This is a genomic window from Neisseria sp. P0009.S007 (assembly GCF_051962515.1).
The window spans coordinates 1-11761 of record NZ_JBQCVF010000064.1 but is presented as its reverse complement, the minus strand read 5'-3'; the positions used below and the strand labels follow the sequence as shown (position 1 = coordinate 11761).

At 48.7% G+C, this 11761-nt stretch carries 7 protein-coding genes and 1 pseudogene; 6 read left to right on the top strand and 2 right to left on the bottom strand.

All coding sequences use genetic code 11. From position 1 onward, the window contains the following. The first annotated feature begins 329 nt into the window (after positions 1 to 329). The 6 genes and pseudogenes from ilvB (at position 330) to ACTHS3_RS07355 (ending at position 6767) form a co-directional block, all read left to right on the top strand. Positions 330 to 2057 (top strand): biosynthetic-type acetolactate synthase large subunit, encoded by a 1728-nt coding sequence (gene ilvB, locus ACTHS3_RS07380; RefSeq protein ID WP_070625001.1) that lies wholly within the window; start codon positions 330 to 332, stop codon positions 2055 to 2057. A 10-nt stretch (positions 2058 to 2067) separates the two neighbouring features. Next, the gene (gene ilvN / locus ACTHS3_RS07375; protein WP_003748480.1) at positions 2068 to 2559 is read left to right on the top strand and encodes an acetolactate synthase small subunit; all 492 of its coding nucleotides are present in this window, start codon (positions 2068 to 2070) and stop codon (positions 2557 to 2559) included. A 66-nt stretch (positions 2560 to 2625) separates the two neighbouring features. Next, positions 2626 to 2919, top strand: coding sequence for a putative quinol monooxygenase (locus ACTHS3_RS07370; RefSeq protein ID WP_070624999.1), 294 nt, complete (start codon positions 2626 to 2628; stop codon positions 2917 to 2919). A gap of 61 nt (positions 2920 to 2980) precedes the next feature. Then, positions 2981 to 3994 (top strand): ketol-acid reductoisomerase, encoded by a 1014-nt coding sequence (gene ilvC / locus ACTHS3_RS07365; RefSeq protein WP_004521030.1) that lies wholly within the window; start codon positions 2981 to 2983, stop codon positions 3992 to 3994. 388 nt (positions 3995 to 4382) lie between these two features. After that, on the top strand, positions 4383 to 5510 hold the full coding sequence (porB, locus tag ACTHS3_RS07360) for a trimeric porin PorB (RefSeq protein WP_004521028.1): 1128 nt from the start codon (positions 4383 to 4385) through the stop codon (positions 5508 to 5510). 249 nt (positions 5511 to 5759) lie between these two features. Then, a pseudogene (locus ACTHS3_RS07355) lies at positions 5760 to 6767 on the top strand (IS5 family transposase). 151 nt (positions 6768 to 6918) lie between these two features. Here the strand turns inward: ACTHS3_RS07355 and pepN are convergent. Beyond that, a complete protein-coding gene (pepN, locus tag ACTHS3_RS07350; RefSeq protein WP_004521024.1) occupies positions 6919 to 9540 on the bottom strand; it encodes an aminopeptidase N in 2622 nt (873 codons plus the stop codon). Positions 9541 to 9695: 155 nt separating this feature from the next. After that, positions 9696 to 11761: YadA family autotransporter adhesin (locus ACTHS3_RS07345; protein ID WP_440367551.1), on the bottom strand; the 2066-nt coding region annotated here is incomplete at its 5' end.

Below are 11761 nucleotides of genomic sequence, written 5' to 3'. Positions count from 1 at the left end.
CTTCTCCTTACTCAAACTGTCAACAATCCATCCACACCAAGATCAATAAAACTGTTTTTTTATTTCTTTAAAATCAACCTTCAATCTATTTTCCCGTTTCAAATGTTAAAAGATGAAAGATTTTATCTTGATTGAACAGTCGGTTTGCGTTATCTTTTCTACTCTTTTTCACAAACTCTGTGTTCCTTTCCAATTGTTTGGACAGTCTGACTGTCGCCGTATTCCCTCAATGCGCGTACCCTAAATCGCTGCTTGGCGGAATTGCATTACAGGTGCTGTGGTGAGGCGGATTGTTCCTATTGGTTAGAAACCGCATAAAAGAGGTCAATATGCAATTATCAGGCGCACAAATCGTCGTGCAAAGTCTCAAAGCCGAAGGTGTTGAATACGTATTCGGCTATCCCGGTGGTGCGGTTATCGAAATCTACGATGCCATTTTCCAACTCAACAAATTCAAGCACATTCTGACCCGCCATGAGCAGGCAGCCGTACATGCGGCAGATGCCTATGCCCGCGTCAGCGGCAAAGTCGGTGTGGCCTTGGTAACTTCCGGTCCGGGCGTAACCAACGCATTGACCGGTATTGCCACTGCGTACAGCGATTCCATCCCCCTGGTCGTCATCAGCGGCCAAGTGGGCAATTCCCTCATCGGTACAGATGCGTTCCAAGAAGTGGATACGGTCGGCATTACCCGCCCTTGTGTTAAACACAACTTCCTGGTTACCAATATTGGCGAGCTGGCTGATACGATTAAAAAAGCCTTCCAAATTGCCGCCAGCGGCCGTCCGGGCCCCGTTGTCGTCGATATTCCTAAAGACGTAACCCAAGCGATGGCCAAATTCAGCTATCCGCAAGAAGACATCTTCATCCGCTCCTACCAACCGGTTGTACAAGGCCACATCGGCCAAATCAAAAAAGCCGTACAAATGCTGGCTTCTGCCAAACGCCCCATCGTTTACTTCGGCGGCGGCGTGGTATTGGGCAATGCCTCCGATGAACTGACCCAATTTGTCCGCATGACCGGCGTACCCTGTACCGGCACATTAATGGGTTTGGGTGCATACCCTTCCAGCGACCGCCAATTCTTGGGCATGTTGGGTATGCACGGCACTTACGAGGCCAATTTGGCGATGCAAAATGCAGACGTCGTTTTGGCAATCGGCGCTCGCTTTGACGACCGCGTGGTTTCCGTACCGTCAAAATTCTTGGACAAACCCAAAAAAATCATCCATATCGACATCGACCCGTCCAGCATTGCCAAACGCGTTAAAGTGGACATCCCGATTGTCGGCGATGTCAAAAACGTATTGACCGAAATGATTCATCTGTGGGGCAAACAAGAAACTGCACCTTCAGCCGACTCATTGGACAAATGGTGGAAAACCATCGAAGAATGGCGTTCGCACAACTGCCTGTGGTTTGAAAACGACAGCGAAATCATCAAACCGCAATACGTTGTTCAAAAACTGGCAGAAATTACCAAAAACTCAGCCATTATTACTTCCGACGTTGGCCAACACCAAATGTTTGCTGCTCAATATTATCCATTCGAGCGTCCCCGCCAATGGCTCAATTCCGGCGGTCTGGGTACGATGGGTGTAGGCCTACCTTATGCCCTCGGTGCCAAACTGGCGGCTCCGGAACAAGACGTCTTCTGTATCACAGGCGAGGGCTCTATTCAAATGAATATCCAAGAGCTGTCCACCTGCTTCCAATATAATGTCCCCATCAATGTCGTTACATTAAACAATGGCTATTTGGGTATGGTTCGCCAATGGCAGGAGCTGTATTATGGCAACCGCGAATCGGAAACCTATTTCGATTCATTGCCCGACTTTGTCAAACTGGCCGAATCCTACGGCCATATCGGCATCCGTGTGGACAAAAAATCCGATGTAGAAGGCGCTTTACTGGAAGCATTAAACCAAAAAGACCGTCTGGTATTCCTCGATTTCTTGACCGACAAGAAACAAAACGTACTGCCTATGGTCGGCAACGGCAAAGGTTTGGATGAAATGGTTCTGCCGCCGCATATGCGCGATATTGCAAAAGCGTAAGGAGAAAGAAATGCGACATATCTTATCTATTCTGATGGAAAATGAATCAGGTGCGATGAGCCGTGTGGTAGGTTTGTTCTCCGCACGCGATTACAACATCGACTCCCTGGCCGTAGCCCCAACCGAAGACAAAACCTTGTCCCGTATGACCATTGTTACCCACGGCGATGAGCACGTCATCGAGCAAATCACCAAACAACTCAACAAACTGATTGAAGTTGTCAAAGTGGTTGACTTGAACGAAAGCCGTTTTGTCGAACGCGAACTGATGTTGGTAAAAGTCCGCGCCGTCGGCAAAGACCGCGACGAATTCCTGCGATTGACCGAAATCTACCGCGGCAGCGTTATTGATGTGACAGACCGCAGCTATACCATCGAAATCACAGGCTCTACCGAAAAACTCGACTCTTTCCTTGAGACAGTCGGTCGTGCTCAAATTTTGGAAACTGTCCGCACAGGCGCAGCTGGCATCGGCCGCGGCGAGCGTATTTTGAAAATTTAACGCTGTATCGTTCAGACGGCCTTTTACTTTCAACAAAGGCCGTCTGAAAAACAGTAGGAGACAAACATGTCAAGCATCCAAATCGTTGCATTAGTTACCGTCAAACCCGAATACACCGAGGTTCTGGCTGCCCAGTTTAAAGAATTGGTCAAAGCCAGCCGTGCAGAAGAAGGCAACATCAGCTACGACCTGCACCAAGAAATCGGCAAACCCAACCGTTTCGTATTCGTAGAAAGCTGGAAATCCCAAGCAGCTATTGACGAACACAATGCCAGCGAACATTTCCAAAACTTCGTCAAATCCATTGAAGGAAAAACCGAAGCATTGGAAATCGTCTTGATGAACCAAGTCCCCGCTTAACCCCTTATTACTTTTAACTCAACCCGGATTGTCCGGAACCCTCTTACACTAAGGAAATAAAATGCAAGTTTATTACGATAAAGACGCTGACCTTTCTCTGATCAAAGGCAAAACCGTTGCCATCATCGGTTACGGTTCACAAGGTCACGCACACGCAGCAAACCTGAAAGATTCCGGCGTAAATGTCGTAATCGGTCTGCGCCAAGGCGGCTCTTGGAAAAAAGCCGAAGCAGCCGGCCACGACGTGCGCACTGTTGCTGAAGCAACCAAAGCAGCCGACGTTGTAATGATTCTGTTGCCTGACGAAAACCAACCTATCGTATACAAAAACGAAATCGAGCCTAACTTGAAAGAAGGCGCAGTATTGGCGTTCGCTCACGGCTTCAACGTACACTACAACCAAATCGTACCCCGCGCCGACCTCGACGTTATCATGGTTGCCCCTAAAGGCCCAGGCCACACCGTACGCAGCGAATTCCTGAAAGGCGGCGGCGTACCTTCCCTGATCGCCGTTTACCAAGATAAAAGCGGCAAAGCACGTGACATCGCCCTGTCTTACGCCGCAGCCAACGGCGGTACCAAAGGCGGCGTGATTGAAACCAACTTCCGCGAAGAAACCGAAACCGACCTCTTCGGCGAACAAGCCGTATTGTGCGGCGGCGTGGTTGAATTGATCAAAACCGGCTTCGAAACCCTGACTGAAGCAGGCTACGCCCCAGAAATGGCCTACTTCGAATGCCTGCACGAAATGAAGCTCATTGTTGACCTGATTTACGAAGGCGGCATCGCCAACATGAACTACTCCATTTCCAACAATGCAGAGTACGGCGAATACGTAACCGGCGTCGAAGTCATCAACGACAAATCCCGCGAAGCCATGCGCAATGCCCTCAAACGCATCCAAACCGGCGAATACGCTAAAATGTTCATCCAAGAAGGTGCCGTCAACTATGCCAGCATGACAGCACGTCGCCGTCTGACCGCTGATCACCAAATTGAAAAAGTCGGCGCTCAACTGCGTTCTATGATGCCTTGGATTGCCAAAAACAAACTGGTTGACCAAGACAAAAACTAATCTGTCTTTCGATCAAATAAAACCTGCCCGAGCAATCAGGCAGGTTTTTTATATATTTGCAAACCCAGTACACGATAAATTCCAATTACCAAGGCCGTCTGAAAACACGATAAACAATATTCACAACCTAATTTTATACCCCATATTTTATAGCTATCCCGAAATTCCCTTTTAGAAAAACACATTACCAAAATAAAAGACCGCCTTATGCTTCCACCCTGTCTGTAAAAAACAACGTTTCCCTGCAAAAATCACTCAAAACAAGAGGAAAATTTGTTTTCCTAGGCCATAACCTTTATATTATGGTCATGGAATCGTTGAAAGAGAACGATATCGTAATAAGAAGAACGAATGCTCGCTTCTTCACACTTAAAAAAGGAAAACAGCAATGAAAAAATCTCTGATTGCCTTGACTCTGGCGGCTCTGCCTGTTGCAGCTATGGCTGACGTAACTCTGTACGGTCAAATTAAAGCCGGTGTTGAAGTATCCAAAGTAAAATTGGGTGAACAAACTGCTGCTAAACTGGGTCACGAGAAAAGCTCTAAAACTGCTACTGAAATCGCTGACTTCGGCTCACGTATCGGCTTTAAAGGCCACGAACACTTGGGTAACAACCTGAATGCCATCTGGCAAGTTGAACAAAACACTTCTATCGCCGGTGGCGACAAAGAGTGGGCTTCTCGCGAATCTTTCATCGGTTTGGAAGGTGGCTTCGGTAAAGTTCGTGCTGGTAAACTGGACTCTACTGTTAAAAATACTAGTGACAATGTTGACCAATGGGAAAGCAGCAACGGCGCTTTGAATATGTCTGTATTTACTCGTGTTGACGAACGTGCAGTTTCTGTACGTTACGACAGCCCTGTATTCTCAGGTTTCAGCGCAAGCGTACAATATACTCCTCGTGACAATGCTAACCCTTCTGACAAATACACTCACAACGACGCTACCCGTGACACTTACTACGCTGGCCTGAACTACGAAAACTCTGGCTTCTTCGGTCAATACGCCGGTGGTTTCCGTAAAAACGCCGTTTCTGAAAAAGACGGTCACGTACACCGCTTGGTAGGTGGTTACGATGCTAACAACCTGTTCGTATCTGTAGCTGGTCAATACGCTAAAAACTGGGAAACTTTGGGTGATTACGCTCAAGCCCAATCTAACGGTGTTGTAACTTCTGCTATGCGTGCTGCCGGTACTAACGCTTCTAACGTAGTATTCGGTACTGCTGCTGGCTTGGACAGCCGTCCTGCTGAAACTATCGAAGTTGCTGCTACTGCCGCTTACCGCGCTGGTAACGTAACTCCTCGCGTTTCTTACGCTCACGGCTTCAAAGCTAAAGTTGACGGCGAAAAACTGAAAGGCACTCAATACGACCAAGTTATCGTTGGTGCTGACTACGACTTCTCTAAACGCACTACTGCTTTGGTTTCTGCCGGCTGGTTGCGTGGTGCTGAGTCTGGTCCTCACAAAGTTGAAACCATCTCTGGTTTGGTTGGCCTGCGTCACAAATTCTAATCTTCGGATTAGTATGAAAAAGAGCCTGTTTTATGCAGGCTCTTTTTTTATTCTATTCTCTACCCTCAACGAAAATTAATTTAAGCATTGACATATGAAAAAGGCCGTCTGAAACCAATCGGTTTCAGACGGCCTTTAAGCTATCTATCCTTATTGCTAGATTACAATAAGGTCAACAGACAGGCTGAGACCTTTGCAAAATTCCCCAAAATCCCCTAAATTCCCACCAAGACATTTAGGGGATTTCTCATGAGCACCTTCTTTCAGCAAACCGCCCAAGCCATGATTGCCAAACACATCGACCGTTTCCCACTATTGAAGTTGGATCAAGTGATTGATTGGCAGCCGATCGAACAGTACCTGAATCGTCAAAGAACCCGTTACCTCCGAGACCACCGCGGCCGTCCCGCCTATCCACTGCTATCCATGTTTAAAGCCATCCTGCTCGGACAATGGCACAGCCTCTCCGATCCCGAACTCGAACACAGCCTCATCACCCGCATCGATTTCAACCTGTTTTGCCGCTTTGACGAACTGAGCATCCCCGATTACAGCACCTTATGCCGCTACCGCAACTGGCTGGCGCAAGACGACACCCCGTCCGAACTGTTGGAACTGATTAACCGACAATTGACCAAAAAAGGCCTAAAAGTAGAGAAAGCATCCGCCGCCGTCGTTGATGCCACCATTATTCAGACCGCCGGCAGCAAACAGCGCCAGGCCATAGAAGTCGATGAAGAAGGACAAGTCAGCGGTCAAACCACACCGAGTAAAGATAAAGATGCCCGCTGAACAAAGAAAAACGGCCTCTACAAACTCGGTTACAAACAACATACCCGTACCGATGCGGAAGGCTATATCGAGAAACTGCACATTACCCCCGCCAATGCCCATGAGTGCAAACACCTGTCGCCTTTGTTGGAAGAACTGCCCAAAGATATGACCGTCTATGCCGACAAAGGCTATGACAGTAAGGAAAACCGGCAACATCTGGAAGAACATCGGTTGCTGGACGGCATTATGCGCAAAGCCCACCGCAAACATCCGCTGTCGGAAGCGCAAACCAAACGCAACCGATATTTGTCGAAGACCCGTTATGTGGTCGAACAAAGTTTCGGTACGCTGCACCGTAAATTCCGCTATGCGCGGGCAGCCTATTTCGGTCTGCTCAAAGTGAGTGCACAAAGCCATCTGAAGGCGATGTGTTTGAACCTATTGAAAGCCGCCAACAGGCTAAGTGCGCCTGTTGCTGCCTAAAAGGCGGCCCGGATGCCTGATTATCGGGTGTCCGGGGAGGATTAAGGGGGTATTTGAGTAGAATCAGTGGATATGTGAAACAAAAACAGCCGAAAACCTTTATTTAGGTTTCGGCTGTTGGGGAAAAGGAATTTTGCAAAGGTCTCAGGCTTTATTTTTCATTCAAAATCTTACCGACAATCTCGCCCACATCCTTGGACAAACCTTCTTGTGCATGGATTCGTTGCAATTCTTTGGTCATGACGGCTTTGCGGTTGGCTTCCAATTTGTTGCAGATGTTGAAAGCCTGCACCAGTCGAGCAGCAACTTGCGGATTAAAACGGTCGATTTCCATCACTTTATCGGCTACAAAGCGGTAGCCGCTGCCATCTTCTGCATGGAAATGTGGAATATTGCGGCTGAAACTGATCAACAAAGAACGGGCCTTGTTCGGGTTTTCAATACTGAACTTAGGATGACTCAAGGCCGTCTGAACTTGCTGTAAAGTATCTTTGCGGCGGCTTGAAGCAATCAGAGCAAAGTATTTGTCCATTACTAAGGCATCATCGGCGAATTTATCGGCAAATTTCGTCAACAAACGATCGCGAATTTCGCTTTCATTGCTGTTGATTGCGGATAAGATGCCCCATTCGTGTGTCATGTTTTGCGCCATTGCCTCGTAATTTTCCGCAACGTGTTCGATATGCGCTGCGTCAGCACGAAGGATAAATGCCCTGCAAGCATTGCGCAAAGTGCGCCAGCCGGCCAATTCCGGGCTGTATTCATAACGAACAGCAGCATCAGCCTGGTTTTCTTGCTCGGCAGCTTGACGGTTCAGCTCGCGCCATTGAGGCAGGAACTTGACGGCAACAGCATTGAGCAAGGCTTCTCGCGCTTGATGAACCTGAATAGGGTCAATATTTTCTTCTTCCGCCCATACATCGGTTTCAGACGGCATTTGCAGCAAAATGGCACGGAATGCCGGATCAAAATCACCGGAAACCACCAAAGCCAAAGCATCCATCAATGCTTTATGTTCCGGCAAAGGACGGCCTTCCGCCAATGCCTGACGGTTGGCGTTAATGGCGCGATGGTACAAGGTTTGAGCAGCTTCCCAACGGGCAAACTCATTTTCATCTGCCGCCAGTAAAGTGGCCAATTCTTGCTCGCTGTACGGATAGTTCAAGGTAATCGGCGCAGAGAAATCACGCAGCAGAGACGGGATAACCGGCTCATTGACGCCGCCCAATACAAAAGTCTGCTCGGCTTCAGTCAATACCAAAACCGCCTCTTTCACCCGTTTACCTTGATATTCAAACTCAACCGCTTCGCCTTTTTCATTCAGCAAACCGGTTTTGACCGGAATCATCATCGGCTGTTTGTCCGCCATATCGGGCGTAGCCGGAATAGTTTGTTTGATCGTCAATTCAAACGCTCCATCTTTCAGACGGCCTTGAGCATCTAAAACCGGCGTACCGGCTTGGCTGTACCACAAGGCAAACTGATCAAGATTGATACCGTTTGCGTCTGCCATTGCGGCACGGAAATCATCACAAGTCACAGCCTGACCGTCGTGGCGTTGGAAATACAACTTCATGCCTTTTTGGAAGCCCTCTTCTCCGAGCAAGGTGTGATACATGCGCACTACTTCCGCACCTTTTTCATAGACGGTCATGGTGTAGAAGTTGTTCATCTCTTCATAGCTGGCCGGGCGGACAGGATGCGCAGTCGGGCCTGCATCTTCTGGGAATTGGAACAAGCGCAGCATACGGACATTGTCGATACGGCGTACCACACGGCTGGCCCGGTCGCCGGAAAACTCTTGATCGCGGAAAACGGTCAAACCTTCTTTCAGCGACAATTGGAACCAATCGCGGCAGGTCACGCGGTTGCCCGTCCAGTTGTGGAAATATTCGTGGCCGACAACAGATTCGATGCCTTCAAAGTCGGTATCGGTCGCGGTACGGCTGTTGGCCAGCACAAACTTGGTGTTGAAAATATTCAAACCTTTGTTTTCCATTGCGCCCATATTGAAATCGCCCACGGCAACGACCATGAAAATATCCAAGTCGTATTCCAAGCCAAAACGTATCTCGTCCCATTTCATCGCATTTTTCAACGATTCCACGGCAAAACCGACTTTAGGTTTGTCTGTCTCAGTGGTGTAGAACTCGATTTTGACCTTACGGCCGCTCATGGTTGTAAAATAATCTTCCGTTACCGCCAAATCGCCTGCCACCAAAGCAAAGAGATAGCTCGGTTTGGCAAACGGGTCTTCCCATTTCACCCAGTGACGGCCGTCTGAAAACTCGCCGCCATCAATTTTATTGCCGTTAGACAGCAACACCGGATAGCGTTTTTTGTCTGCAACGATGGTGGTGGTAAATTTAGACATGACATCCGGACGGTCGATGTAGAAAGTAATTTTGCGGAAACCTTCCGGTTCGCATTGGGTAAACAGATTGCCGCCGGAAGCATACAGACCCATCAGCGATTTGTTCTCAGCCGGCAAAATTTCGGTTTCTACTTCCAGCGTGAAGTTTTCAGACGGCACGCCGGCAATCGTCAGTTTTTCGTCTTCCAACACATAATCTACGACCCGGCCGTTTACTTTCACAGACAGCAGTTTTGCCGAACCATCCAATACCAATGGCTCCCCTGCTCTTTCAGGTTGAACGGTCAGACTAGATTTGACGATGGTTTGCGGTTCTAAAATATCGAAATGCAGGTCGGTTTTCAGAATACGGTACGCTGGCGCGGCGTAGTCTTTCAAATAATGGATGGTTTTGCTCATTTGTTCTCTTTCAGAGTCATGCGGTAAATAGATGAAGCATATCGTTTCAGATAGCCTAAATTCAAGTGTTTTCAGAAAAAAAGGCCGTCTGAAACCTAAAATTTCAGACGGCCTCCCTATTCAGGCAGCAAATCTAGTTGCCTGTCATTGCCAACTTACCACTGATACAGCGCACCGGCACCGACACCGACATGACCGTCGGTATTGGCCGAGAAGTTGCCTTTGACAATCCAGTTGCCGCCGTCGCTCATCGCAGACACGCCGATGGCCATGGCAGACTGACCACCGTAGTAGCCGCTGCCGACACCGATACCGGTCGCACCCGGACGGGTTACTTGCGGAATCGAGCCTTGGGCAATCGCACCGGCCACACCCGCGTAGGCTTTCTTACCTACTTGGTTGATGTTGTTTTGCAATTCGTTGCCCAAGCCAATCAACTGGTTCACGTTTGCCGCGTCTGTACCGTCTTTACCCGGAGCCACGTTGGTAATGCGTTGGCCGCCGTTGTTCAGACCGACAGGAGACAATTTGACTTGGTTGTTCGGATTGCTTTCAGTCGGTGCAGCGATGGTTACGCCATCGTTGTTGACCACGGTATTGCCTGCGGTCAGACCGTCTTTGTTCAATGCAACTTTATCGCCAACTTTCACGCCGTCATTGTTCATCACAGTATCGCCTGCTTTGAAGGTATCGGCATTCACTGTCTTCACGCTAATCTCGTCAGCCAACTTCAGTTGAGCGCCACCGGCTACGGTTTCGCTGATGATGTTGCTGTCGCCTTTAACGTTGATGGTATTGCCCAACGCATAGTTGTTGCTACCGGTCGTACCGCCGAAGTTGATGCCTTTGGCAATCGTCGCGGCGTTGTTGGCTACGTTTTGGTTGGTTGCGTACAACTGGCTGCCGTTGACGGCATCTTTGCTGTTGGCATTGAGATCGCCATCTGCTACGTTGGTTACTTTGTTGCCCGCATTGTCCAAGCCGTCTTTAGTCAGGTTTACCTTGCCTGCTTTCAAGCCGTCTTTGTTCAATGCAACGTCATCACCAACTTTCACACCATCATTGTTGACAGTAGTATCACCGGCTTTCACGCTGTCAACGTCCAAGTCTTTATCGGTAGCAACTTCATAAACAGTCTGACCTTTGTCACCTGTTTTTTCCGTCACAACGATGTTCTTACCTTGAACGACTTCAGTCTTAGATGCCTCCGCAGCTTGTTTCAGTTGGGAAACATTGACTGCATCGGTGTCATCCGTACCGGCCGCAACGTTGGTAATCTTATTGCCGCCATTGTTCAAGCCAGCTTTAGTCAGGTTCACATCACCTGCTTTCAAGCCGTCTTTGTTCAATGCAACATCATCGCCGACTTTCACACCGTCATTATTCATCACGGTATCGCCTGCGGTAACGCTGTCGACTTTCAGGTTTTTATCGGTAGCCACTTTGTAAATGGTTTGGCCATTGGCACCGACATCCTGAGTAACAACAATGTTATCGCCTTGAACGACTTCAGTCTTAGCCGCAGCCGCAGCTTTGTTCAACTGAGCAACATTCACCGCATCAGTATCATCGGTACCGGCTGCAACATTGGTAATCTTGTTGCCGCCGTTGTTCAAACCGGCTTTAGTCAGATTGACATCGCCAACTTTCACGCCGTCAGTATTGACTGTGGTATCGCCGGCTTTCACGCTGTCAACTGCCAAGTCTTTAGCCAATTTGACTTCCAACTTATCAGAACCATTCGCTACAACGCCGATATTGCCGTCTGAAAGTTTGGCTGCATCGGTTTGACCGCCAACAATATTCAGCTTCGTACCCGGTTTGCGTTCAACGTCTTTGCCACTGTCGCCGCCGAAAGTCAAAGGCAGATTGGCAGTTGCATTAACGGCTTTGATTGCATCGTGGATATTGTTCTCACCAGTACCGCCAATATCGGTCATGCTGATGTTGCCGCCATTATTGGCCGCATTGCCACCCAATACATTCACCAACTGATCTTGGGCCGCATTCAGCTGCTCTTCGGTCGCTGCACGTTTACCTTGGGCAAAATCATTGCCACCCAAAGTCGTATTGCTCAAGCCGCTGACTTCACCTTTGTCGCCATCGATTTTCACCGGAGCCGCTTGACCGACATTCAATACATCGGCCAGTTTCAGCTGTGCGCCACCGGCTACGGTTTCGCTGATGATGTTGCTGTCGCCTTTGACATTGATGGTGTCGC